Annotated in this window: 19 protein-coding genes and 1 pseudogene; 13 read left to right on the top strand and 7 right to left on the bottom strand. The window is 60.3% G+C overall.

The features are described from left to right. From AC1DS5_RS20255 to AC1DS5_RS20240, 4 genes and pseudogenes are all read right to left on the bottom strand, one after another. On the bottom strand, positions 1–195 hold a 195-nt coding region (locus AC1DS5_RS20255), incomplete at its 3' end, for a helix-turn-helix domain-containing protein (RefSeq protein ID WP_477720050.1). Positions 196–249: 54 nt separating this feature from the next. Continuing rightward, positions 250–465, bottom strand: a pseudogene (locus AC1DS5_RS20250) (DUF2237 family protein); the annotation flags it as partial. Positions 466–490: 25 nt separating this feature from the next. Next, positions 491–1402, bottom strand: a complete 912-nt coding sequence (locus tag AC1DS5_RS20245) for an SPFH domain-containing protein (protein WP_477720049.1) — start codon at positions 1400–1402, stop codon at positions 491–493. Between the two features lie 130 nt (positions 1403–1532). Then, positions 1533–1961: an NfeD family protein gene (locus AC1DS5_RS20240; protein ID WP_477720048.1), complete on the bottom strand. Its 429-nt coding sequence runs from the start codon at positions 1959–1961 to the stop codon at positions 1533–1535. A gap of 194 nt (positions 1962–2155) precedes the next feature. Here AC1DS5_RS20240 and AC1DS5_RS20235 point away from each other — a divergent pair, with 194 nt between their 5' ends. Further along, a complete protein-coding gene (locus AC1DS5_RS20235; RefSeq protein WP_477720047.1) occupies positions 2156–4453 on the top strand; it encodes an Orn/Lys/Arg family decarboxylase in 2298 nt (765 codons plus the stop codon). 104 nt (positions 4454–4557) lie between these two features. Here the strand turns inward: AC1DS5_RS20235 and AC1DS5_RS20230 are convergent, their stop codons facing one another. Beyond that, a complete protein-coding gene (locus tag AC1DS5_RS20230) occupies positions 4558–5421 on the bottom strand; it encodes a DNA ligase (protein ID WP_477720056.1) in 864 nt (287 codons plus the stop codon). A gap of 238 nt (positions 5422–5659) precedes the next feature. On the opposite strand from AC1DS5_RS20230, the gene AC1DS5_RS20225 reads away from it, so the two are divergent. Further along, positions 5660–6409, top strand: coding sequence for a GNAT family N-acetyltransferase (locus AC1DS5_RS20225; RefSeq protein ID WP_477720046.1), 750 nt, complete (start codon positions 5660–5662; stop codon positions 6407–6409). Between the two features lie 49 nt (positions 6410–6458). On the opposite strand, the gene AC1DS5_RS20220 is transcribed toward AC1DS5_RS20225, so the two are convergent. Beyond that, a complete protein-coding gene (locus AC1DS5_RS20220; protein WP_477720045.1) occupies positions 6459–7904 on the bottom strand; it encodes a DUF3943 domain-containing protein in 1446 nt (481 codons plus the stop codon). A 342-nt stretch (positions 7905–8246) separates the two neighbouring features. Further along, the gene (gene fabI / locus AC1DS5_RS20215; protein ID WP_477720044.1) at positions 8247–9044 is read right to left on the bottom strand and encodes an enoyl-ACP reductase FabI; all 798 of its coding nucleotides are present in this window, start codon (positions 9042–9044) and stop codon (positions 8247–8249) included. A 162-nt stretch (positions 9045–9206) separates the two neighbouring features. Here fabI and AC1DS5_RS20210 point away from each other — a divergent pair, with 162 nt between their 5' ends. The 11 genes from AC1DS5_RS20210 (at position 9207) to AC1DS5_RS20160 (ending at position 24789) form a co-directional block, all read left to right on the top strand. Then, positions 9207–11036, top strand: a complete 1830-nt coding sequence (locus AC1DS5_RS20210) for an extracellular solute-binding protein (RefSeq protein ID WP_477720055.1) — start codon at positions 9207–9209, stop codon at positions 11034–11036. Positions 11037–11062: 26 nt separating this feature from the next. Further along, positions 11063–12097 (top strand): microcin C ABC transporter permease YejB, encoded by a 1035-nt coding sequence (locus AC1DS5_RS20205; RefSeq protein ID WP_477720043.1) that lies wholly within the window; start codon positions 11063–11065, stop codon positions 12095–12097. A 46-nt stretch (positions 12098–12143) separates the two neighbouring features. Continuing rightward, complete coding sequence (locus AC1DS5_RS20200) at positions 12144–13223, top strand: ABC transporter permease (protein WP_477720054.1); 1080 nt, start codon at positions 12144–12146, stop codon at positions 13221–13223. Further along, a complete protein-coding gene (locus AC1DS5_RS20195) occupies positions 13220–14911 on the top strand; it encodes an ABC transporter ATP-binding protein (RefSeq protein WP_477720042.1) in 1692 nt (563 codons plus the stop codon). Before AC1DS5_RS20200 ends, AC1DS5_RS20195 begins: the two co-directional genes overlap by 4 nt. Positions 14912–15309: 398 nt before the next feature. Beyond that, positions 15310–15912 carry a ribosome maturation factor RimP gene (gene rimP / locus AC1DS5_RS20190; protein WP_477720041.1) on the top strand — a complete coding sequence of 201 codons (603 nt, stop codon included), beginning with the start codon at positions 15310–15312 and terminating at the stop codon, positions 15910–15912. A gap of 22 nt (positions 15913–15934) precedes the next feature. Beyond that, positions 15935–17455, top strand: coding sequence for a transcription termination factor NusA (nusA, locus tag AC1DS5_RS20185; RefSeq protein ID WP_477720040.1), 1521 nt, complete (start codon positions 15935–15937; stop codon positions 17453–17455). A gap of 28 nt (positions 17456–17483) precedes the next feature. Next, positions 17484–20381, top strand: coding sequence for a translation initiation factor IF-2 (infB, locus tag AC1DS5_RS20180; RefSeq protein WP_477720039.1), 2898 nt, complete (start codon positions 17484–17486; stop codon positions 20379–20381). A gap of 77 nt (positions 20382–20458) precedes the next feature. Then, positions 20459–20827, top strand: a complete 369-nt coding sequence (gene rbfA, locus AC1DS5_RS20175) for a 30S ribosome-binding factor RbfA (protein WP_477720038.1) — start codon at positions 20459–20461, stop codon at positions 20825–20827. A 92-nt stretch (positions 20828–20919) separates the two neighbouring features. Continuing rightward, on the top strand, positions 20920–21933 hold the full coding sequence (truB, locus tag AC1DS5_RS20170; protein WP_477720037.1) for a tRNA pseudouridine(55) synthase TruB: 1014 nt from the start codon (positions 20920–20922) through the stop codon (positions 21931–21933). A 33-nt stretch (positions 21934–21966) separates the two neighbouring features. Next, positions 21967–23790, top strand: a complete 1824-nt coding sequence (gene typA / locus AC1DS5_RS20165) for a translational GTPase TypA (protein ID WP_477720036.1) — start codon at positions 21967–21969, stop codon at positions 23788–23790. Between the two features lie 123 nt (positions 23791–23913). Continuing rightward, the gene (locus tag AC1DS5_RS20160; RefSeq protein WP_477720035.1) at positions 23914–24789 is read left to right on the top strand and encodes a DMT family transporter; all 876 of its coding nucleotides are present in this window, start codon (positions 23914–23916) and stop codon (positions 24787–24789) included. Positions 24790–24825 lie beyond the last annotated feature (36 nt).

The following is a 24825-nucleotide window of genomic DNA, read 5'->3' as shown; positions in this document are numbered from 1 at the left end:
GCGATCACTTTCAAAGCGCTTGCTCCAGCGATCGATGTAGCTGTCGCTGCAATCCAGCTTGGTGCGAATCTCCGCCCAAGTGAGCCCATCGGCCAGCAGCAGGATCAATCGGGCGTGGCGCGCCGAATCGGCTCGGGCGTTCCTCGCTGCAGCTTGCTGTTGAAGTTCCATGCGTTCGCTTTTGGTCAGTTTCATCGCAACCTCCATGGCCACAATGATACTTCCGTTTTAAACGTTACAGTCCACTAGTTTGAGCCCGGCAAACCGGTGTTGCGGTTGCGGCGTGACGAGGTCATTTCCGCGCGCGCTGGAGAAGGCGAGAAATTCCGGGGTGACCCGCACGCAGACCAGATGGGAGCCGAGATCGGACGCATCGGTGTTGCAGCAGCCGTCCCGGAAGTAACCCGTGAGCGGGTCGTAAGAGCACGGAAGCAGCTCGCCGCCCAGAACATTTTTTGCACTCATGGCTGTACCTATAAAGCGATATTGATCATGCCCTGCTGGACTGCACCATCTTCATGGCCGACGCGATCAGTGCCGACACCTCGGTCATGTTGCTTGGCACGATCAGGGTAGTGGTGGCGTCGCCCGCTACGCTGGAATAGGCCTCAACGGCTTTTTCGGCGACCTTCAACTGTACGGCTTGTTCACCGCCGGGCTGGCGGATCGCCGCAGCAACCACCTCGATGGCTCTGGCATTGGCTTCTGCCACGGCCATGATGGCTGAAGCCTCGCCCTGCGCATTGTTGATGGCCGCCTGTTTTTCACCTTCCGAGCGGGCGATGAAGGCCTCGCGTTCACCGGTGGCAATGTTGATCTGTTCCTGCTTGCGACCCTCGGATGCGGCAATCAGCGCGCGTTTTTCGCGTTCGGCGGTGATTTGCGACTGCATGGCATGGAGAATTTCCTTGGGCGGCGTCAGGTCCTTGATCTCGTAGCGCAAAACCTTCACGCCCCAGTTGAGCGCGGCCTCGTCAATGGCGGCCACGACTTGCGCGTTGATGATGTCGCGCTCTTCAAAGGTCTTGTCGAGCTCAAGCTTGCCGATCACGGAGCGCAGCGAGGTTTGGGCCAGCTGCGTCACGGCCACGATGTAGTTGGATGAGCCGTAGCTGGCACGCATGGGGTCGGTGACCTGAAAGTACAAAATGCCGTCAACCTGCAGCTGTGTGTTGTCTCGGGTAATGCACACCTGGCTGGGCACGTCCAGCGGGATCTCTTTCAGGCTGTGCTTATAGGCCACCCGATCGACAAAAGGCACCAGGAAATTCAGGCCTGGCGTCAGGCTGCCGTGGTATTTGCCCAAGCGCTCGATCACCCAGGCATTTTGTTGCGGCACCACCTTGATGCTGCGTACGATAAAGATGCCAGCCACGATCAGGATGACGAGTGCTATTTCCATGGTTCCTCCGTTGATTGTTGATTAGTTCAAATTAGCGAGTTGAGTGCCTGCAAGGCTTGCAAGGCCTGCCAGGCTGGCGAATCGGCAGCAGGGAATGAAAAGCCCGAGATCCTGGATAGCCGGGGATGCTTTACAGCTTTTCGAGCACCAGGCGATTGCCCTGCATTTCCTTGATGCGAAAGTTTCCAGTGGTGGCCGGTTCGGCCAGGTCGGCAGGTACGGCTGTCCAGAGGGCGCCACGAAATTTCACGGTAGTGGTTCCGTCGGCATTCCACTGCGCGACCTGTACCGGCTCACCAATATCCAGGTTGACATCCCGATTTGCATTTGCAGGCAGGGGGGCCGGGGTTTTGCCGCGGTACCAGTGCCAGGCGGCCACTGCGCCACCCCCTACAGCAGCAGAGATCACCATTTGGCCGATAATGGCAAAACCCCAATGAGCGGCGATGGCGCCTGCGACGAATCCCACAGCCAGCATCAGCAGGTAAAAAGTTCCGGTGACCAGTTCAACCGCGACCGCGCTACCTGCCAGCAGCCACCAGATGGTCGATTCGCTCATGTTTCTTCCTTTTGTCGGTGATGCGCTACATTTTGGGGCAAATAGACCGCTGCGCAAGCGTACAGCAACAATATTTCCTTACACTTCGCAGTCGCCAGCCAAACCGTTCGGGCTCAACCTGTCTATGCCCATTTGAGCGTTTCCCCTCATGCCCTCCGACAGGTTCAGGGCGCCCATGAACTGCAGCCATTCCCATGAAATTCCGCTTTCCGATTGTGATCATTGACGAAGACTTCCGCTCCGAGAACACCTCGGGGCTGGGTATTCGCGCGCTGGCCCAGGCCATTGAAAGCGAAGGCTTTGAGGTGCTGGGTGTCACCAGCTATGGCGACCTGTCGCAATTCGCCCAGCAGCAAAGCCGTGCCAGCGCTTTTATCCTGTCGATTGACGACGAGGAATTCACGCCCGGCCCGGATCTGGATCCTGCCGTGCTGAACCTGCGCAACTTCATTGAAGAGGTGCGCCGTAAAAATCTTGATGTGCCGATTTACGTTTACGGTGAAACCAAGACCTCGCGCCATATTCCCAACGACATCCTGCGCGAGCTGCACGGCTTCATTCACATGTTCGAGGACACACCCGAGTTTGTGGCGCGCCACATCCTGCGCGAGGCCAAGAGCTACCTCGAAGGTGTGCAGCCGCCTTTCTTCAAGGCGCTGCTGGACTACGCCGAGGACGGTTCATACTCCTGGCACTGCCCCGGCCATTCGGGTGGCGTGGCCTTTCTGAAAAGCCCGGTTGGGCAGATGTTTCACCAGTTCTTCGGCGAAAACATGCTGCGTGCCGACGTGTGCAACGCGGTCGAGGAGTTGGGCCAGCTGCTTGACCACGACGGCGCCATCGGCGCCAGCGAACGCAATGCGGCGCGTATCTTCAACGCGGACCACTGTTTCTTCGTGACCAACGGCACCTCCACCAGCAACAAGATGGTGTGGCACCACACGGTGGCGCCGGGCGATGTGGTGGTGGTGGACCGTAACTGCCACAAGTCCATCCTGCACGCCATCATCATGACCGGTGCAATTCCGGTGTTCTTGAAGCCCACGCGAAACCATTTCGGCATCATTGGCCCGATCCCGCAAAGCGAATTCGAGCCCGAGGCCATCAAGGCCAAGATCAGGGCCAACCCGCTGCTCAAGGGTGTTGATGCGGACACCGTCAAGCCACGCGTGCTGACGCTCACGCAATCGACCTATGACGGCGTGCTTTACAACACCGAAACCATCAAGGGCATGCTCGATGGCTATGTGGACAACCTGCATTTTGATGAAGCCTGGCTGCCTCATGCGGCCTTCCACCCGTTTTATGGCAGCTACCACGCCATGGGCAAAAACCGCATCCGGCCGAAAAATGCCGTGGTGTATGCAACCCAGTCGATTCACAAGCTGCTCGCCGGCATCAGCCAGGCCAGCCATGTGCTGGTGCAGGACTCGCAAAACACCAAACTCGACAGGCACCTCTTCAATGAGGCCTACCTGATGCACACCTCGACGTCGCCTCAGTACAGCATCATCGCCAGTTGCGATGTGGCCGCCGCCATGATGGAGCCGCCCGGCGGCACCGCGCTGGTCGAGGAGAGCATTGCCGAGGCGCTGGACTTCCGCCGGGCCATGCGCAAGATCGACGATGAATACGGCAGTGACTGGTGGTTCAAGGTCTGGGGGCCGGACAAGCTTGTGGAGGAAGGCATTGGCTTGGCCGAGGACTGGATCATCAAGGGCGAGTCGCGCAGTGCCAAGACAGCCAGGAACGGTGCCAATAACTGGCATGGCTTTGGCCAGATGGCGACGGGCTTCAACATGCTGGACCCGATCAAGTCGACCATCGTCACGCCAGGCCTGGATCTGAATGGCAAATTCGCCAAAACCGGTATTCCTGCCAGCATCGTGACCAAGTTTTTGGCCGAGCACGGCGTGATCGTGGAGAAAACCGGGCTTTACAGCTTCTTCATCATGTTCACCATCGGCATCACCAAAGGCCGCTGGAACACCCTGCTGACGGCGCTTCAGCAGTTCAAGGACGACTACGCCAAGAACCAGCCGATGTGGCGCATCCTGCCCGAGTTCTGCCAGAAGTTTCCGAAATACGAGCGCATGGGTCTGGCCGACCTGTGCCAGCACATTCATGCCCTCTACGCCAAATACGACATTGCACGGTTGACGACCGAGGTCTATTTGAGTGACCTGGCGCCGGCCATGAAGCCCAGCGACGCCTATGCCCACATTGCCCACCGCACGACAGAGCGAGTCGAGATCGATCAGCTGGAAGGCCGCATCACGGTCGGACTGGTGACGCCTTATCCGCCGGGTATTCCGCTGCTGATTCCCGGCGAGGTGTTCAACAAGAAAATCGTTGATTACCTCAAGTTTGCCCGCGAGTTCAATGCGCAATGCCCGGGTTTCGAAACCGACATTCACGGCCTCGTGGAGCAGGTTGATGCCAAAGGCAAAATGCGGTACTACGCCGATTGCGTGAAGAAAGATCAGAAATAGGGCGTTCCCTCCTGGTGGGGTGTTCCGTCCCGGTGGCGGGCACCCGCTGCCAGCCCTGTTGCTTCCCCCTGCTGCTTATCTTTTATCCTGCTGGTTGATCTTGCTTATTGATTAGCTACGGCATGTTTTGGCATGTCTTCGTGTACCCGCATGAAGCTGGCAAAGCGGGGAATTCCGCTGTCGTTCAGGCCGCGATAGCGAAAAGTGACGATGCTGCCCGGCGCTGGTGGGTTCTGGCGTTGTGCATCGCTGAAACCGCTACCGAGCTTGAAACGCTGGCCCGGTTTGCCATCTGCTTCCGGCAGTTCCACCAGCAGTGCTCCCAGCGCACCCGCATATTTCCCCTGACCCGGGATGTGCGCAATCACGCGGGCCTCCGTGTCTTCATGCGTTTTCACCTTGAGCAGGTCGTCGGTGCGCTGGCCTTTGTAAAGTGACGCGCCGCGATGCAGCATCAGGCCCTCGCCACCAAGTTTGACGGTTTTAACCAGCAGGCTTTGCAAAGCCTGCTGGTTTGCCAGCTTGACCTGTGTCACCCCTTGTACCCAGCGCTGGTCAATCTGGCTCACGAGGCCGTTGAGTGCCGGAATTCGTTCGTTAAAGGGGCCACCTTGCGCGGGTAAATCGAACACCATGAAATGCATCGTGCGCCACGCTGCATCGTCCGGGGTTTTCTGTCGCACCGTCGAAAGCGCTTTGGCAAACTGCCCGCGGCCAGCCCAGAGCTCACCATCCATGGGTACTTTTGGCCAGCCCGCCGTGAACCATGCCGGCGCAGCAACGCGCTCGCCGCCACGGGTCAGCAGCTTTTCGCCATCCCAGTAGCCACGCACACCGTCATATTTTTCGCTGGCCCAGTAGTCCGGAAGTGAAACACCGGCGTGGTACACCTTGGCCAGCATCAGCGGCGGAGCATCGGGCGCTGCCAACAGGGGCGGAGCCGGCGCCAGCAGGCCCGCGAAAATCATCAGCAGGTGCAGCGTCTTCAACCGAAAAAGTGCCATGCGGGCCGGGGTGTGCGTCAGGGTTTGAATTGCCATGGATTTTCTTTTAACTGTACAAATGTACAGTTTATATTTCAAAATGCGGCGGCGCAAGCGCCATGCCCTTCAAGCGGCCTGAAGCCCAAGCTCAAAGGTGCATGAAAATGTGCGCGACTGTCGCCGGCATATTCCATCCACCAGTCCCGGCGCCAAGGCCTTTCACATGCAAACCATGACCTCCAGCGACATTGAAGCGATAGAGCGGGCCACTATTGCGGCCGTATCCCCCGAAGCCCTTGAGGAACTGGACGGCTGGCTCCTGCCTTTCGACAGGGGAACCGTTAGCCGGGCCAAAAGTGCGGTCCCGCTTCGGCACATAGCGACCGATGAAGCCGTGGTGGGCAGGATTGAAGCGCGTTACGAGGCACGCGGCATGTCGGCGGTCTTTCGTGTCGCGACTGAACCTTGCTTCGAACTTTTGCGGCGAGAGCTGAAACGGTGTGGCTACAAGACGGAGCGCCCGGTGCTGGTTCAGGTGAGCACGGCCAAAGCCATGCGCGAGGTATCTACTCAAATTCCCGCCGAAACCGCCAATTCACCTGATGAGGCGTGGGCTGCCCTGTTTTTGGGCGAGGGCTTTGACCCCGTCGATGGCGCCAGCCGCGTCAACACGCTGAGCCGGGCACGTAATTCGCTCTATGCGAGTGTCCGTGAGAACGGGAAAACCGTGGCCGCTGGTGCCGCTGCCTTCGGCCATGGCTGGTCCAGCGTGCACGGCATGCGCACCGATCAGGCCCTCAGAGGCCGGGGCCTGGCCGGGCGTGTGCTGGCCGGGCTGGCCGACGCCGCGATGCACAGAGGGTTTGAGCGCACTTTTTTGCAGGTAGAGGCCGGCAACGCGCCGGCCCGGGCACTCTATCAGCGGGCCGGGTTTGAAACTGCCTGGTGTTATGAGTATTGGCGACGGGCTTGATAGCACCGAAGCCCAAGCCAGTTCGAGATTCTTGCGCACCTCTGCGCCCTCAGCGCCAGTCGACGGCGCCGAAATGGTCGTGGCCTAGCAGCGTGTAGAAGACGCCGAACGTGCCGCGGGATTGCGTGCGGTTGCCCAGATCGGGGTAGGTCGCGTCGCGGCGGTTCAACAGGTACTTCACGGTGATGGCGTGCTGCTTGTGGATGCGCCAGGTGTAGGCCAGGTCAAGGCGCACGATGTTGTCGTGCCCGCCGCGGCCGCCGCTGGCGACGCCGCTCACGAAGTATTCGCGCCCGGTCAGGTCCAGCGAAGAGCGGTCGCCGAAGATGACTCGCAGGGCCAGCAGCGCCTGTGGCGCCATGCCGTAGTGGTAATCGCGGTCGGAGGCGCCGTTGATGGTGCTCACGGCCGCGTAGCCCGCACCGGCCAGGGCGGTGCCCTGCACCACGACCGAATCGTTGGCCCGCCACTGGCCGGTGGTGCCCAGCGACAGCGCCGTGCTCGAGATGCGGAACGCCTGCGGCGAGATGTAGTCGTAGCTACCGTACAGGCCCCACAGGCCGCGGTAGTTCTTGCCGACCTCGTAGTCATTGCCCAGCAGCAGCCCCCGCGTCATGACGTTCTCGAACATATTGGCGCTGGAGGCCGTGGCCTGGAACGAAAAGTAGTCGAAGGGGCGGCGGTACTGATAGCCGTCCTTTCCCGGCAGGCCGTAGTCCAGCGAGAAGTCGACCTGCGCCTCGTTGCGTTTGACCTGGGTCGAGGTGCCCGGAACGTTTTGCACCGTGCCCATCAGTCCGAACTGCACGCGGCTGTAGTAGGCCGGATTGTTGCTGGCGAAGATCGTGTCCAGGCGGCGGCCCTGGACCAGCCGGTTGAAGCCGGTGGACGGTGAGATCATCGCGGCGCCGGCTTCGCGCCAGAAGCGCGGAACGCCATCGCCTTTTTCCAGCACCAGGTTGGCCATGCGGAACAAGGCCTCGCCCAAAAAAGTGCCACCTATGCCCGAGGATATCTGGTCGTTGCGCGAGGGTCGTGTTTTCTCGCCGGCGACCTCCCACGCAGCGCTGCCGGCGAAAGTGTAGCCCAGCGACTCCCAGTAGTTGAAACCGGCGGAGCGGGCGAAGCCGTGGTACATCGAGCCTTGGTAGGGATGGCCCAACTGGTTGGTCTTGAACGGGTCGTCGTCCACGCCCCAGCCGCTTCGCAGGTTGCGCCGGATCGACCCCAGGCTGACGTCGTAATCGTCGCGGCTGCTGCCGTAATACCGGTTGACGCGGTTCAGCAGAAAGTCGAAGCCAATGATTTCCAGTGCCGGCAGCGCATAGTTTCTGGGCTGCGCGGCGGATTCAGCGGCGACAGCTGGCGCTGCGCTTTTGGCAGCGGCGGGTTCGGCGGGCTGCTCCTGGGCGAAAGCCCTGCCTGCGGCCGTGCAGACCACCGCAAGGACAACGGCGAAGTGTGTGGCGCGGCGGTGGGCGGCTGCAGTTCTCATGCGTCTGTCCTTGGCTGGTGAGAAAGGCGATGCAGGCAACGACGGCGCCGTATCAGGGGGCGCAGTACATGGTCAAAGCAAGGATAAAAACAGGAAATTCAGGCTTTCGAAACCAGTATCCCATCATGGGCAGGTTTGGCAATCGGCAATTTTCCTGTTCTGAGGCCGGTCTTCGCCGACGTGCCCAGAGGACCCCTGGCGGCGGCCATGAGCGGGTAGAAGCTGTCGAAGCGCCTGTTTGATAGCTGCCTGCGCCCGCCGATAAAGGACTGGCGGTGGATTTGTCACTGAGTTTTCGGCCCGCGCAGAGCGTGCGGCCCGCACGCTTGACCTGACGCCGCCTCAGCCGGCTTCGGCTGGCTCGGCAATGCCGCCCACCACGTGGCTGAAACCGCCATCCACGTAGGTGATTTCAGCGCTGACCCCTGCTGCCAGGTCGCTCAGCAAAAAGGCCGCCACGTTGCCGACGTCCTCAATCGTTACATTGCGGCGAATGGGCGAGGCCTCAGCGACCACGCTCAAAATCTTGCCGAAGCCCTTGATGCCGCTGGCGGCCAGGGTCTTGATCGGGCCGGCGCTGATGCCGTTGACGCGCATGCCCTTGGGGCCCAGCGATTCGGCCAGGTAGCGCACCGAGGCCTCCAGGCTGGCCTTGGCCAGTCCCATGGTGTTGTAGTTGGGCACGGTGCGTACCGCGCCCAGGTAGGTCAGGGTCAGCAACGCCGACTTGTTGTTGAGGTAGGGCAGCGCCGCCTTGGCCATGGCCGGAAAGCTGTAGGCGCTGATGTCGTGGGCAATCTTGAAGCCCTCGCGCGAGAGGCCGTCGAGGAAATCGCCAGCAATGGCCTCGCGTGGTGCGTAGCCAATGCTGTGCACAAAGCCGTCAAACGTCGGCCAGGTTTTGGACAGGTCGGCAAACAGCTTTTCGATCTGGGCGTCATCGCCGACGTCACAGTCGAAGATGAGTTTGGAGCCAAAATCAGCAGCGAATTCCGTGATGCGGTCCTTGAAGCGCTCACCGACATAGCTGAAAGCCAGTTCGGCGCCTTGTGCGTGGCAGGCCTTGGCTATGCCGTAGGCGATGGACCGGTTGGACAACACGCCCGTGATCAACAGTTTTTTGCCGGTAAGAAAACCCATGCTTGTGCTCCAGTGTGTACGAATAAATCGGCTGATGGCGGTTGGTGGCGTTGAACGAAGCAGGTGGTGTACCCGCTGGCCGCCAACCGTTGCCGACGTGAAGTAGTGCAGAATTGTCGCATGCGGGATTTGTCTTTTTTGCGGGTGCGGGTGATTGCTTTGATGACGACCCTGCTGGCCATTCTTTCTTTTTTTGCACCGCCCGCCTGGGCTGCACACGCATACGCCCAGTTTGGCGACATCAAATACCCGCCCGGTTTCACCCATTTTGATTATGTAAATCCGGTCGCGCCCAAGGGCGGTGAGATTCGCATGGTGCCGCCCACCCGGCCCACGAACTTTGACAAGTTCAACCCCTTCACGCTGCGCGGCACCGCACCTTATGGCCTGGGAAGCCTGCTGATTGAAAGCCTGCTGACAGGCAACTCCGAAGAGCCCACCACGGCCTACGGCTTGCTGGCCGACGACGTGGAGGTTGCCGCCGACAAACTGTCGGCGACCTTTCGCATCAACATCAAGGCGCGTTTTCACGATGGCACGCCCGTGCTGGCAGCCGATGTGCTGCATTCGTACACCCAGCTCATCAGCAAACTTGCCGCGCCCCAGTACCGCACGATTTACGCTGAAGTCAAGGGGGTGACTGTGGTTTCGGAGCGCGTCGTGCGCTTTGAGTTCCTGACGCCAAATCCCGAACTGCCGCTGGTTGTCGGTGGAATGCCGGTGTTCAGCCGGGGCTGGGGCCGGGAAGGAGGCAAGGTCAACGGGGCCAGCAAGCCTTTCGACCAGATCGTTTCGGAAATACCCATAGGCTCCGGGCCCTACAAAATCGCCAACCCGGCCATGGGCCGTGACATCACCTATGTGCGGGATCCGGCCTATTGGGGTGCGGATTTGCCGACACGCAAGGGGCAGTTCAACTTTGACCGCATCAGCTTCAAGATTTATCTGGATGAAACCTCCCGCTTCGAGGGCCTGAAGGCCGGTGAATTCGATTTCCTGCGCGAGTTCATCTCGCGCAACTGGGCGCGCCAGTACACCGGCAAGCAGTTCACCTCGGGTGAACTGGTCAAGCGCGCCTTTCCAAACCGCAACCCCGGCGACTTCCAGGGCTATGTACTCAATATCCGTAACCCGAAGTTCCAGGATGCCCGGGTGCGCAAGGCAATCGGCCTGGCCCTGGATTTCGAGTGGATGAACCGCCAGCTGTTTTACGGCATTTATAAACGCGTGAACGGCTACTTTCCCAACAGCGAGTTTCATGCGGAAGGCCTGCCCAAACCCGATGAACTGGCCTTGCTGGAGCCTTTGCGCGCCCAGTTCAAGCCAGAGGTGTTCGGCGCGGTGCCCGTGTCGCCCAGCACCACGCCGCCCGGCAGCCTGCGCGAGAACCTGCGCCAGGCCCAGGCGCTGCTGCGCGAGGCCGGCTGGACTTACCGGGATGGTGCGCTGCGCAACGCCAGGGACGAGGCTTTCACGATGGAATTTTTGAATGACCAGCCCTCATTGATTCGTATCGTCGGGCCTTTCCAGAAGGCACTGGAAAAGCTGGGCATCACCATGACTTATCGGGTCGTGGACTTTTCGTTGTCCAAACAGAAGATGGATGCTTTTGACTTCGAAGTCACCACGCTGCGTCTGCCCGGCAGTACCGCACCGGGCGGTGAGTTGCTGGAGCTGTTCGGCTCCCGGGCCGCGCAAACGCCGGGTTCCTCGAACGTTTGGGGGATTGCCGATCCGGCGGTCGACGCCCTGCTGCAAAAAGTCGTGACGGCCAAGACCCGGCCTGAACTCGGCTCCGCGATGCGCGCGCTGGACCGCGTGCTGACCCATGGCTACTACTCGGTGCCGCAGTACTACGGCGATGCGTTCCTGATCGGCTACCGCCCGGGCCGCTTTGTTCTGCCGCAGACAATTCCGCCGTATTACCAGGCGGACACCTGGGCCATGAGCACCTGGTGGGCCTCGCCGGCCAATTTATCCTCCAGCAAATAAGAACCGAAGAACAGGCAGACATACCGATGGCCAGCTACATTCTCAAGCGCCTGCTGCTGATGATTCCCACCCTGTTGGGCGTGCTGCTTTTGACCTTCGTCATGGTGCAGTTCGTGCCCGGTGGGCCGGTGGAGCAAATGGTGGCGCAGTTGCAGGGCCGTGACTCAGGTGGCGAGCGCGCTGCCACATCGGGCGCCGGCTACCGCGGGCGGCAGGGCGTCGATGCGCAGCGCATTGAAGAAATCAAGGCACTGTACGGATTTGACAAACCGGTGCATGAGCGCTTTTTCCAGATGCTGGGGCGTTTTGCGCGCTTTGACCTGGGCAACAGCTTTTACCAGCACAAGGATGTCTGGCAACTGGTCAAGGAAAAGCTGCCGGTCTCCGTCAGCCTGGGCTTGTGGACTTTTTTCATCAGTTACCTGATTGCCGTGCCGCTGGGCGTGGCCAAGGCCGTGCGGGCGGGTTCGCGCTTTGACTTTGTCACCACGCTCATCGTGCTGGTCGGCTACGCCATACCGGGCTTTGTGCTTGGCGTGGCGCTGCTGGTGGTATTCGGCGGGCAATTGCAATGGTTTCCGTTGCGCGGGCTGACCTCGCCCAACTGGGAATCCCTGGGGTGGGGCGCGCGGATCACCGACTACCTCTGGCACATCACCCTGCCCATCATCGCGATGGTGCTGGGCAGTTTTGCCGTGACGGCGGTGCTGACCAAGAACTCCTTCCTGGAAGAAATTCGCAAGCAGTACGTCCTGACAGCCCGGGCCAAGGGACTCAGCGAACGGCAGGTGCTCTGGAAGCATGTGTTTCGCAATGCGCTGATCCCCATCATCACCGGGTTTCCAGCTGCGTTTATTGGAGCCTTCTTCACCGGTTCGCTGCTGATTGAGACCCTGTTTTCGCTGGACGGCCTGGGGCTGCTCAGCTATGAGAGCGTGATCCGGCGGGACTACCCCGTGGTCTTGGGCACGCTCTACCTCTTCACGCTGATTGGGCTGGTGACCAAGCTGATCAGTGATCTCTGTTATGTCTGGGTAGACCCGCGTGTCAAGTTTGATTAACCCCCCTGAAGCGCCCTCTGGCCGCCTCCCCCCCGAGGGGGCGCCGCTGGCGGACGGGCGGAGCCCGATCCGCGGCGGCCTTGGTGAAAACCGTTCTGTGGTCAGTCTTAGTCCGGGTCGGCGGGCGTGGAAGCGTTTTCGCCGCAACAAGCTTGGGTTTTACAGCCTGATCCTGTTTTCGACCCTGGTGGTGCTCAGCCTCTTCGCCGAGGTGCTGTCCAACGACACGCCGCTGGTGGCCCGCTACAAGGGCGAGTATTACTTTCCGCTGCTCAAAGACTATTCGGAAAAGACCTTTGACGGCGATTTTGAAACGCCCACCGACTACCTGGACCCTTTCATCCGCGACAAGCTGGGGCAGGGGGGCAACTGGGCGCTGTATCCCCCCAATCCCTATGGTCCGCGCACGATCAACTATTTCGCAAAAGAACCCAACCCTTCGGCGCCTTCACGCGACAACCTGCTGGGCACGGACGACCGGGGGCGCGATCTGTTGGCGCAGTTGATCTATGGTTTTCGATTGAGCGTGCTGTTCGGCTTAGCGCTGACGGTGATCGGTGTGGTGATCGGCGTGATCACCGGCGCCATTCAAGGGTATGCGGGTGGCAAAACAGACCTTGCATTCCAGCGGTTCATGGAAATCTGGGGCTCCATGCCCGAGCTTTACCTGCTGATCATCTTCAGCGCGGTTTTTGCACCCAGCGTGGCGCTGCTGTTGTTTTTGCTCAGCCTGTTTGGCTGGATGGGCTTGTCCGACTATGTGCGTGCCGAATTTTTGCGCAATCGCCAGATGGACTATGTGCGCGCCGCCAGGGCCTTGGGCGTGAGCAATCTGCAGATCATGTGGCGGCATATCCTGCCCAACAGCATGACGCCTGTGGTGACGTTTTTGCCCTTTCGCATGAGCGCGGCGATTTTGGCGCTGACCTCGCTGGATTTTCTGGGCCTGGGCGTGCCCCCGGGAACGCCCTCGCTGGGCGAGTTGCTCAACCAGGGCAAGGCGAACATTGACGCCTGGTGGATTTCGATATCGACATTTGCCGTACTGGTCGTCACGCTGTTGCTGCTGACCTTCATGGGCGACGCCCTGCGCGATGCCCTGGACCCCCGAAAGGCCGAGCTATGACTCCCACACCCGTCGCTGCGCATCCGGCGCTGCCGCCCGATGGGGGCTTCGCGACGGGTGGCGGATCTTCCGCGCCTGCCCATCCGCTGCTGAAAGTCGACGGCCTCAGCGTTTCCTTTGCCGGCAAAAGAGTCGTGCATGGGATTGATTTTTCCATCGCACCCGGAGAAAAACTGGCGCTGGTAGGAGAGTCCGGTTCGGGCAAGACGGTGACGGCCCTGAGCCTGCTGCGGCTGGTGCAAAACGCCAGCATCAGCGGGCAGGCCCGGTTTGCGGCAACAGAGGGTCTGCAAGGGCCGGTGAATCTGCTGTCCCTTCCCGAAGCCGAGTTGCGCGGCATTCGCGGCCGGGACATCGCCATGATCTTCCAGGAGCCGATGACGGCCCTAAATCCCCTGTTCAACGTTGGGGACCAGATTGCCGAGGTTGTACAGCTAAAACGCGGCCTGACCCCTGCAGAGTCTGTGACGATGGCCATCAAATTGCTGGCAGACACCGGCATTCCGGAGCCTGACAGGCGGGCGCGCTCATTTCCCCACCAGCTCTCCGGTGGGCAACGCCAGCGGGCCATGATTGCGATGGCGCTGGCCTGCCAGCCCAAGCTGCTACTGGCTGACGAGCCAACCACAGCGCTGGACGTCACCTTGCGCAGCCAGATTCTGGATCTGCTCAGCGAGTTGCAGCAGCGAAACGGCATGGCGGTGCTCCTCATCACACACGACCTCAATCTTGTGCGCCGCTTTGCGGACCGGGTGGCGGTCATGGAAAACGGATATCTGGTGGAGGAGGGCACGGTCACCAAGGTGTTTGCCGACCCGCAGCACGCCTACACCCGCAAATTGATCGACAGCAGACCGGCGCGCGACGTGGTTGAGGGCATGGGGTCCAGTCCGGGCGGGGCTTTCATGATGCGGGCCAGCCGTGTATCGGTTACCTACCCGGTGGCCATTCCAGGCTTCAGGGGCTGGTTCAAAAGCGGTGGGTTTGTGGCCGTGAAAGATGCCACTTTCGATATTCCGCCGGGCCAGACGCTGGGCGTCATAGGCGAATCAGGTTCCGGCAAATCAACCTTGGCCCTGGCCAGCCTGGGTTTGCTGCCCTTTTCCGGGACGTTGCAGGCAGCAGGCCAGTCCTGGAGCCGCAATGCCGCCAGCAACAAGGCGATTCGCCGCGCAGTGCAGGTGGTTTTTCAGGACCCGTTTTCCTCCCTGTCCCCGCGCATGACGGTAGGCGCGATCGTGGAGGAGGGCCTGCGGGTCCATGAACCCTCGTTGAGTGAGGTTGAAGTGCAGGCGCGCGCGTCGCAATCCCTGGCGGACGTGGGCATGAGCGAGACGCAGTTTCCGGGATTGCTGCAGCGCTACCCACATGAGTTTTCGGGCGGGCAGCGACAGCGGCTGGCGATTGCACGGGCGCTGATCATCAATCCGGGCCTGCTGGTGCTGGACGAGCCGACCAGCGCGCTGGACGTGACCATCCAGAAACAGGTTTTGTCGCTGCTACAGCGGCTGCAGCGCGAACGGGGGCTGAGCTATCTCTTGATTACCCATGACGTTGATGTGATCCGCGCGATGGCCCATGAGGTGATGGTGATGAAAGACGGCGAGGTGGTGGAGTCCGGCACGGTCCGTGAGGTTCTGGATGCCCCCCGTCACCCCTACACTCGCGTGCTGGTGGCGCAAGCCTGAAATATATCTTGATAAATTACTTTAAATATACGAAATAACTAATTGATATTTATAGAAATTCATGAACAAAATGACTTGATGGAATCTTTTCCATAGGACCTCTTTATGCGCCAGCGGCGCGAGGGCTGACCGGGCAAACAGGGATTGGTAAATGGCAAGCCGGACGCGGGGACGATGTCCAAGGCAAGTGGAACTACTGCGAATAGCCCGAACAGCCCATTGCCTTGTTTTGACCGTCACCCAGCATAAGGGGTTGTCCCGATCAATCCAGGCACGAAATTTGTTTGCATGGAAGGACGGTAAGAGTTACAATATGTCCTTCACGACCAAATGGGCGGGTTTTCACCGCCCATTTTTTTTGGGCGTTTGTTTTTACAGACTGGTTTTAAGACAACTGAATGGCCTTGCAAGAAACGATTGAGCAAACTGTTACGGGACTGGGTTACGAGCTGGTGGAAGTCGAGCGTACCGGCGGTGGTTTGCTGCGTGTCACGATTGACATGCCCTACGTTTCCGGTGCCGAGCAGTTCATCAATGCGGAAGACTGTGAGAAGGTCACGCGCCAGTTGCAGTTCGTGCTGGAAGTCGAGGGCGCCGATTATTCGCGGCTGGAAGTCAGCTCGCCGGGTATTGACAGGCCTCTGCGCAACGAAAAAGATTTTGAGCGTTTTGCCGGTGAGTTGGTTGACATCACCCTCAAGGCGCCGATTGGTGTGGCAGCCAGCGCCGGTTCGGTCGTGTCGGCCAACCGCAAGAAATTCCGCGGCACGCTGGAGCGGGCCGAACCCAAGGATGGCATGACCGGGTGGCAGATTGTGTGGAGCGATGAGCCCGCCGTCAAACCCGGCCAGAAAGTCAGCAAAAAGAAGGTCCCCGCACCCCTGCAGGCGCTGGGTTTCACGCTCGACGAGATTCAGCAGGCGCGTCTGGCGCCGGTGGTTGATTTCAAGGGCCGGAAACCCAAAATTGTCCCCAGTGCGGATAAATCTACAGAGAAATAATTTAGAAAGGCAGGCTTGTGAAATGAATCGCGAACTGTTGATGTTGGTTGATGCCATCTCGCGTGAGAAAAATGTTGAACGTGACGTCGTTTTTGGGGCCGTCGAGCTTGCGCTCGCGTCGGCTACCAAAAAGGTGTACGAAGACGGCGTGGACATCCGTGTGGTGGTCGACCGTGACAGCGGCAATTACGAGACTTTCCGCCGCTGGCTGGTGGTGCCTGACGAAGCCGGCCTGCAAAATCCGGAAGCTGAAGAGCTGGTGAGCGACGCTCGCGAAGAAATTCCCGACATTGAAGAAGGCGACTACATCGAAAAACCGGTGGAAAGCCTGCCTATTGGGCGCATCGGCGCACAAGCCGCCAAGCAGGTCATCCTGCAAAAAATCCGCGATGCTGAACGCGAAATGCTGCTCAACGACTTCATGTCGCGCGGCGACAAGATTTTTGTCGGCACCGTCAAGCGCATGGACAAGGGCGACATCATTGTTGAATCTGGCCGTGTCGAGGGGCGGTTGCGCCGCAGCGACATGATCCCCAAGGAAAACCTGCGCGCCGGCGACCGGGTCCGCGCCATGATCATGGAAGTCGACACCACCCTGCGCGGTGCCCCCATCATCCTGTCGCGTACCGCCCCGGAGTACATGATCGAGCTGTTCCGCCAGGAAGTGCCTGAGATTGAGCAGGGCCTGCTCGAGATCAAGTCCTGCGCCCGTGACCCCGGTTCGCGCGCCAAGATCGCCGTGCTGTCGCACGACAAGCGGGTGGATCCCATTGGCACCTGTGTCGGGGTTCGTGGCACCCGTGTCAATGGCGTGACCAATGAGCTCGCCGGCGAACGCGTTGATATCGTGCTGTGGAGCGAAGACCCGGCCCAGTTCGTGATTGGCGCACTGGCGCCGGCCAATGTATCGTCCATCGTGGTGGACGAAGAGCGTCACGCCATGGACGTCGTGGTCGATGAAGAAAACCTGGCCATTTCGATCGGCCGCGGTGGCCAGAACGTGCGCCTGGCCGCAGAGCTGACAGGCTGGAAGATCAACATCATGACGGCCGACGAGTCGGCCCAGAAGCAGGCTACCGAAACCGACACCAGCCGCAAGCTCTTCATGGAAAAGCTCGATGTGGACGAGGAAATCGCCGACATCCTGATCTCCGAAGGCTTCACCAGCCTGGAAGAAGTCGCGTATGTGCCGCTGCAGGAAATGCTCGAGATCGAGTCGTTTGATGAAGACACGGTCAATGAGTTGCGCACCCGCGCCAAAGATGCATTGCTGACGATGGAAATCGCCAAGGAAGAAAATGCCGAAGGTGTTTCGCAAAACCTGCGTGACGTTGAAGGCATTACGCCCGAGCTGATCGCCAAACTTACTGAAGCGGGTATCCATACCCGCGACGACCTGGCCGATCTGGCTGTGGACGAACTCACCGATATCACCGGCCAGTCTGCGGACGAAGCCAAGGCCCTGATCATGACTGCACGTGCCCATTGGTTTACCAATGACGCAGGTGACACCGCTGCACCTGCAACGGCCCAAGAGCAATGATCATGGAGGCCAGCCAGGAAAACCAAATATGTCCAGTACCACTACCGTCGCTGAATTCGCAGCTGAATTGAATAAATCCACCGCCACCCTGATCGAGCAATTGACCAGCGCGGGCGTCGCCAAGGCGCAGGCCGGCGACCACCTGTCTGAAGCTGACAAGCAAAAACTGCTCGGCTACCTGCAGGCCAGCCATGGCACCGTGACGGCCGAACGCAAAAAAATCACGCTGGTGAAGAAATCCACCACGGAGATCAAGCAGGCTGACGCCACCGGCAAGGCCCGTACCATCCAGGTGGAAGTGCGCAAAAAACGCACGTTCGTCAAGCGCGAGGACGGCTCCGACCTGCCTGCCGAGGAAGTTCAGCCTGAAGTGGTTGCTGCTCCGCAGGCACCCGTGATCGATGACGCCGAACTGGTTCGCCGCGAAGAAGAAGCCAGCCGCCATGCCGAGCTGCTGCGCCGCCAGGAAGAAGAACTGGCGGAAAAGCGCCGGCTGCGTGAAGAGCAGGATGCCAAAGAGGCCGCCCGCGAACTGGAACGCCAGGTAGAGGCGCAAAACGCAAAGGCTGCCGCCGAAGCGGCAGAGGCCGCCCGAAAAGCCAAGCCCGCGACCGGAAAAGCCAAAGAAGTGGTCCAGCCGGCCAGTGCCGAAGCTTCCCGGGCCGCCGAGACGGCCGCGGCAGAAGAGGCGACCAAAGCTGCCGATACGGCAGCTGTGCAAGCTGTAGCCAAAGCCAAGGCCACGGCAGAATTTCAGGCGGATGCCGCCAAGGTCCAGGACCTGCAGGAGCGCCGCCGCAAGGCCGAGGCAGAAGCCGCGGGTATCCGGGCGATGATGTCTGCGCCCAAGCGCGTGCTGGTTCCCCATGTGGATCCCAAGGTCGCCATGAAGGGCACCTTGCACAAGCCGGCTGTTGTGCCAGGTGCCGCCAAGCCCGCTGCAACTGCAGGGGCACCCGCCGCGCCCGGTGCGGCCGGTAAAAAGGAAGTCAAGTCGGAGAATCTCTCTTCGACCTGGAAAGACGACGCAGCCAAGAAAAAGGGCATTCCGAGTCGTGGGGCACCGGTGGTTCCCGGACGCGGCAATTTCCGCAGCGGTCCGCGTGGCCGCCGCAGCAACGATCGTGATGCCCGTCCCGAGTCCACCTTCGTCGCGCCGACAGAGTTCAAGGTGATCGAGGTTCACGTGCCCGAAACCATCACCGTGGCAGAACTGGCGCACAAGATGAGCGTCAAGTCGTCCGAGGTGATCAAGCACCTGATGAAGCTCGGCCAGATGGTCACCATCAACCAGCCGCTGGACCAGGATACCGCCATGATTGTGGTGGAGGAAATGGGCCACAAGGCGATTACCGCCGCGCTGGATGATCCGGAAGCGTTCACCGATGACGACATGCAGGGCCAGCAGGCAGAAGCGCTGCCGCGCGCGCCTGTGGTGACTGTCATGGGTCACGTGGACCACGGAAAAACCTCGCTGCTCGACTACATCCGCCGTGCCAAAGTGGCTGCGGGTGAAGCCGGCGGCATTACCCAGCACATTGGTGCGTACCACGTGGAAACGCCACGCGGCATGATTTCCTTCCTGGACACGCCGGGTCACGAGGCGTTCACCGCCATGCGTGCCCGTGGCGCGCAGGCGACCGATATCGTGATTCTGGTGGTGGCCGCTGATGATGGTGTGATGCCGCAAACCAAGGAGGCTATCAAGCACGCCAAGGCAGCCGGCGTTCCCATCGTGGTGGCGATCAACAAGATCGACAAGGCTGATGCCAACATGGACCGGGTCAAGGGCGAACTGGTCACCGAAGAAGTCATTCCGGAAGAGTTTGGCGGCGAATCTCCATTCGTGGGCGTATCAGCCCGTACCGGCGAAGGTGTCGACACGCTGCTGGAGCAGGTGCTGCTGCAGGCTGAGGTGCTAGAACTCCGCGCACCGGTGGAGGCACTGGCCAAGGGCCTGGTCATTGAAGCCCAGCTCGACAAGGGCCGGGGTCCGGTCGCTACCGTGCTGATTCAGTCCGGCACATTGAAAACCGGTGACGTGGTGCTGGCCGGCTCGACCTATGGCCGCGTGCGTGCCATGCTCGACGAGAATGGCAAATCGATCAAGACCGCGGGTCCTTCCATTCCGGTGGAGATTCAGGGTCTGACCGAAGTGCCGCAGGCCGGTGATGAATTCATGGTGATGACGGACGAGCGCCGCGCCCGCGAAATTGCCACCTACCGCGCCGGCAAGTTCCGCAATACCAAGCTGGCCAAGCAGCAGGCTTCCAAACTGGAAAACATGTTCTCCGACATCTCGGCCGGCGAGGTCAAGATGCTGCCCATCATCATCAAGGCCGATGTGCAGGGTTCGCAGGAGGCGCTCGCGCAGTCGCTGCTCAAGCTCTCGACCGATGAGGTCAAGGTTCAGCTGGTTTACTCCGGCGTCGGCGGTATTTCCGAATCCGACGTGAACCTGGCCATTGCGTCGAAAGCCGTGCTGATCGGGTTCAACACCCGTGCCGATGCGCTGGCGCGTAAACAAGCCGAGAACAACGGCATTGATATTCGCTACTACAACATCATTTATGACGCTGTGGACGAACTCAAGGCCGCCATGTCCGGCATGCTGACGCCCGACAAGAAGGAAGAAGTCATCGGTACCGCCGAGATCCGTCAGGTGTTCAAGGTCAGCAAGATCGGCTCGATTGCCGGCTGTATGGTCACCGCGGGCATTGTTCGTCGCACGGCCAGATTGCGCCTGCTGCGCGATAACGTGGTCATCTTCACCGGTGAACTCGACTCGCTCAAGCGTTTCAAGGACGATGTCAAGGAAGTCAAGGAAAGCTTCGAGTGCGGCTTGAACATCAAGAACTACAACGACATCCAGGAAGGCGATATTCTGGAGTTCTTCGAGATCAAGGAAGTGGCACGTACCTTGTAAGAAAAACAGGCAGTCGGCCGGCCCTTTGGGGCTGGCGGGCGCCCTGATTGATCATTGCAAGTCCAGACCTTTGTTCCATGCGTAAAAAGTCATCCACCCCCAACCGCGGCTTCCGCGTTGCCGATCAGATCCAGCGGGATCTGACGGAGCTGATCGCGCGCGAGCTGAAAGACCCGCGGGTCGGGATGGTGACCATTCAGGCGGTTGAAGTCACGCCCGACTATGCGCACGCCAAGGTGTTTTTCAGTGTGCTGGTCGGCGATCCCAAAGCGTGCGAAGAAGCGCTCAATCAGGCCGCCGGCTTTCTGCGCAACGGCCTGTTCAAGCGCCTGATGACGCACACGGTGCCCACCCTGCATTTCCACTTTGACCGCACCACTGAACGTGCGGCAGACATGAACGCCTTGATTGCCAAGGCGGTTTCTTCCCGCGCACAAGACGACTGAGTTCGCGCCGTTCCCCTTGATGACAGGTTCAGGGACAACGGTGCCAACGGAGCGCTCGGGTGAGTCCCGTTCGCTGAGCCTGTCGAAACTTTATGACGCAAACCTCTACTCATCGCCAGAAAATTCAGCGACGTCCCGTGCACGGCGTGTTGCTGCTCGACAAGCCGCTGGGCCTGTCGAGCAACCAGGCGCTGCAAAAAGCCAAATGGCTGTTGCGCGCCGACAAGGCCGGGCATACCGGTACGCTGGATCCGCTGGCCACTGGCGTGCTGCCGCTGTGCTTTGGGGCAGCGACCAAATTCAGCCAGATCCAGCTGGACGCCGACAAGACGTATGAAGCCGTGCTCCTGTTGGGCCGGAAAACCACGACGGCCGATGCCGAGGGCGACGTCATCGAGACGCGCCCCGTTCCCGAGATCACGCCCGAACTGCTCGCAACCCTGACCCGGCGTTTTACCGGCCCGCTGGCGCAGATTCCGCCCATGTATTCCGCGCTCAAGAAAGACGGCAAGGCACTGTACGAATACGCGCGCAAAGGCGAAGACGTGGAGCGGGAAGCGCGCCACATCACGATTTACAAGCTGGATATGGCTCTGACCCATGACGAGCGGGCGCCGGCAGCTATCAAAATCACAGTGACGTGCAGCAAGGGCACCTACATTCGCACGCTTGGTGAAGACATCGGCGAGGCGATCGGCTGCGGCGCTCACCTCGGGTCCCTGAGGCGGCTGGAGACCGGCGGCTACGTCGCTTCGCAGTGCGTGGGCCTGCCGGCGCTGGAAGCCATGAGCGAGCAGCAGCGCGAAGCCTGCCTGCTGCCAGTTCAGTCGCTCGTCGCCAACTATCCGGTTGTCACACTCGATGCCGATAATGCAGGGCGCTTTTTGAGCGGCCTGCGCCGTCGCGGCAGCCCCGGCCAATGGGGTCCGGACGCGGCGTTGGTGCAGGTGTACGGTAGCGACCCGGCGGCTTTTCTCGGCTCGGCCCACGTCACGGCCGACGAGTTGATTCCGGGGCGCTTGCTCAGCCCGATTGAAATCCAGGACATGCTGGCCCCGAGTCCGCCTGTTATTTCCAACCCTGCGGCAAGCGCCGCAACGGTTTAGTGCCACCGATTAGAAGTTTTTAGAAAGCGAACCATGAGTCATAAGCAAATCCGCAACATCGCCATCATCGCCCACGTTGACCACGGCAAAACCACCATGGTTGACCAATTGCTGCGTCAGTCCGGCACCTTTGCCGAGCATGAAAAAGTGGTCGACACCGTGATGGACAACAACGCCATCGAAAAAGAGCGTGGCATCACCATTCTGGCCAAGAACTGCGCCGTGACCTGGGAAGGTACGCACATCAACATCGTGGACACCCCCGGCCACGCGGACTTCGGTGGCGAAGTGGAGCGCGCCTTGTCCATGGTTGACGGTGTGGTGCTGCTGATCGATGCGCAGGAAGGCCCCATGCCCCAGACTCGTTTTGTGACCAAGAAAGCGCTGGCCCTGGGCCTGAAGCCCATCCTGGTGGTGAACAAGGTGGACAAGCCCGGTGCGCGCCCCGATTACGTGGTCAATGCCGCATTCGACCTGTTCGACAAGCTAGGCGCCACCGATGAGCAGCTGGATTTTCCCGTGGTCTACGCTTCGGGCATCAATGGCTGGTCTTCGCTGGAAGAGGGTCCGCCAAACGAACAGTGGGGGCCCGACATGTCGGCCCTGTTCAATACCATCCTCAAGCATGTGCCTCACCAGGAAGGCGATCCAGCAGCGCCGCTGCAGTTGCAAATTTCTGCGCTCGACTTTTCGACCTTCGTGGGGCGAATTGGCGTAGGCCGCATTAGCCAGGGCACGATCAAGCCCATGATGGACGTCGTGGTGATGGAAGGCCCGGATGGCAAGGCCGTCAAGGGCCGGATCAACCAGGTGTTGACCTTCCAGGGACTGGAGCGCGTGCAGGCCACGGACGCCGGTCCAGGCGAAATTGTGTTGATCAACGGCCTCACTGACATCGGCATTGGCGTGACCATCACCGACCCGGCCAATCCGGCGCCTCTGCCCATGCTCAAGGTCGATGAACCGACCCTGACCATGAACTTCTGCGTCAACACCAGCCCGCTGGCCGGCCGTGAGGGCAAGTACGTCACCAGCCGCCAGATTTGGGACCGCCTGCAAAAAGAACTGCAGCACAACGTGGCCCTGCGCGTCAAGGAAACCGACGAAGAAGGTATCTTTGAAGTCATGGGTCGCGGCGAACTGCACCTGACCATTTTGCTGGAAAATATGCGCCGCGAAGGCTTCGAACTGGCTGTGTCCAAGCCGCGCGTGGTGTTCAAGGATGTGGATGGCGTGCGCCACGAGCCCATCGAAATGGTGACCGCCGACATCGAAGACCAGCACCAGGGTGGCGTGATGCAAGCCTTGGGTGAGCGCAAGGGTGAACTGGTCAACATGGAGCCGGACGGCCGTGGCCGTGTGCGTCTGGAATACCGCATCCCGGCGCGTGGCCTGATCGGTTTCACCAATGAATTCCTGAACCTGACGCGCGGCACTGGCCTGATCTCCAACATCTTCGACAGCTACGAGCCGCACAAGGGCGACATCGGCGGCCGTAAAAACGGCGTGCTGATCTCCATGGACGACGGCGAAATCTTCACCTACGCCCTTGGCAAGCTGGATGACCGCGGCCGCATGTTCGTCAGGGCCAACGACCCGGTGTATGAGGGCATGATCGTTGGCATTCACAGCCGCGACAACGACCTGGTGGTGAACGCCACACGCACCAAGCAGTTGACCAACTTCCGCGTGTCCGGCAAGGAAGATGCCATCAAGATCACGCCACCGATTGAGCTGACGCTGGAATACGGTGTCGAGTTCATCGAGGATGACGAACTGGTTGAAATCACGCCCAAGTCCGTCCGCCTGCGCAAGCGCCACCTGAAGGAAAGCGATCGCAAGCGCGCAGGCCGCTAAGGCCAGGCTGCCGCTGCGGCGGCCTTGACAGGGCATTGAATCGGCAACGTAAAAGAGCCGCTGCATGACAGCGGCTCTTCTATCTTTGCATCCATATCACGGGCTCACTGGCTAATGGCATTCATGAAACTCACGCATTCCCGCGCTGTTGTGCTGATGGTTGGTGTGACCCTGATGTGGTCCATCGCCGGGGTTGTTACCCGCCACCTGGAATCCGCCCGCAGCTTTGAAATCACCTTCTGGCGCAGCTTTTTCACCGTGATCTCGCTGCTGGTGATCCTGCCTGTCTTTCAGGGCAGGGCCGTGTTTTCAAAGATCCGCCAGGGCGGCTTCACGTTCTGGCTCTCGGGTATTTGCTGGAGCGTGATGTTCACGGCCTTCATGGTGGCGCTCACGCTGACCACCGTGGCCAATGTGCTGGTGACCATGGCGATTGGCCCATTCCTGACGGCGCTGCTGGCCCGCATCTTTATCGGCCATCGCATCCCCCCGCGGACATGGTTCGCCATAGCCATGGCCGGCGCCGGCATTGCCTGGATGTACGGGGGGCAAATGGACCTGGCCAGTCATCTCGGCGGAACCCTGGTGGCGCTGCTGGTGCCACTGGCCGGTGCCAGCAACTGGACCGTTGTGCAACACAGCTATGCGCATGGCCAGAAAATTGACCTGGTCCCCGCTGTGCTCTTGGGGGCGGTGATTTCCTCGGTCGTGACCCTGCCGTTGTCATTTCCTTTATCCGCCACCCCGCATGACATGGGCTTGCTGGCACTGCTGGGGCTGGTTCAGTTGGCTATTCCCTGCGTGCTGTCAGTACTGTGCGCCGGTGTACTCAAAGCCCCGGAAGTGGCCTTGCTGGCCTTGCTGGAAGTGATTTTTGGCATTCTTCTGGCCTGGATCGGCGCCAATGAAGTGCCCGGCGCCAGCGTACTGACGGGTGGGGCGCTGGTGATCGCTGCGCTGGTCATCAATGAACTGGTTGGATGGAGGCAAAGAGCATGAGTGAAAAGAACAGCGGTGAGGGGCACGTGAGTGAGG

This window comes from Polaromonas sp. P4_H1, from assembly GCF_056400945.1.
This window is presented reverse-complemented; position numbering and strand designations above follow the sequence as displayed.

Coding starts and splice junctions, on each gene's coding strand:
- AC1DS5_RS20210 (WP_477720055.1), top strand. CDS start 9,207: ATGACGACCCTGCTGGCCATTCTTTCTTTTTTTGCACCGCCCGCCTGG.
- AC1DS5_RS20245 (WP_477720049.1), bottom strand. CDS start 1,402: ATGGAAATAGCACTCGTCATCCTGATCGTGGCTGGCATCTTTATCGTA.
- AC1DS5_RS20205 (WP_477720043.1), top strand. CDS start 11,063: ATGGCCAGCTACATTCTCAAGCGCCTGCTGCTGATGATTCCCACCCTG.
- AC1DS5_RS20195 (WP_477720042.1), top strand. CDS start 13,220: ATGACTCCCACACCCGTCGCTGCGCATCCGGCGCTGCCGCCCGATGGG.
- rimP (WP_477720041.1), top strand. CDS start 15,310: ATGGCCTTGCAAGAAACGATTGAGCAAACTGTTACGGGACTGGGTTAC.
- AC1DS5_RS20160 (WP_477720035.1), top strand. CDS start 23,914: ATGAAACTCACGCATTCCCGCGCTGTTGTGCTGATGGTTGGTGTGACC.
- rbfA (WP_477720038.1), top strand. CDS start 20,459: ATGCGTAAAAAGTCATCCACCCCCAACCGCGGCTTCCGCGTTGCCGAT.
- AC1DS5_RS20235 (WP_477720047.1), top strand. CDS start 2,156: ATGAAATTCCGCTTTCCGATTGTGATCATTGACGAAGACTTCCGCTCC.
- nusA (WP_477720040.1), top strand. CDS start 15,935: ATGAATCGCGAACTGTTGATGTTGGTTGATGCCATCTCGCGTGAGAAA.
- AC1DS5_RS20230 (WP_477720056.1), bottom strand. CDS start 5,421: ATGATTTTCGCGGGCCTGCTGGCGCCGGCTCCGCCCCTGTTGGCAGCG.
- fabI (WP_477720044.1), bottom strand. CDS start 9,044: ATGGGTTTTCTTACCGGCAAAAAACTGTTGATCACGGGCGTGTTGTCC.
- AC1DS5_RS20240 (WP_477720048.1), bottom strand. CDS start 1,961: ATGAGCGAATCGACCATCTGGTGGCTGCTGGCAGGTAGCGCGGTCGCG.
- infB (WP_477720039.1), top strand. CDS start 17,484: ATGTCCAGTACCACTACCGTCGCTGAATTCGCAGCTGAATTGAATAAA.
- AC1DS5_RS20225 (WP_477720046.1), top strand. CDS start 5,660: ATGCAAACCATGACCTCCAGCGACATTGAAGCGATAGAGCGGGCCACT.
- truB (WP_477720037.1), top strand. CDS start 20,920: ATGACGCAAACCTCTACTCATCGCCAGAAAATTCAGCGACGTCCCGTG.
- AC1DS5_RS20220 (WP_477720045.1), bottom strand. CDS start 7,904: ATGAGAACTGCAGCCGCCCACCGCCGCGCCACACACTTCGCCGTTGTC.
- typA (WP_477720036.1), top strand. CDS start 21,967: ATGAGTCATAAGCAAATCCGCAACATCGCCATCATCGCCCACGTTGAC.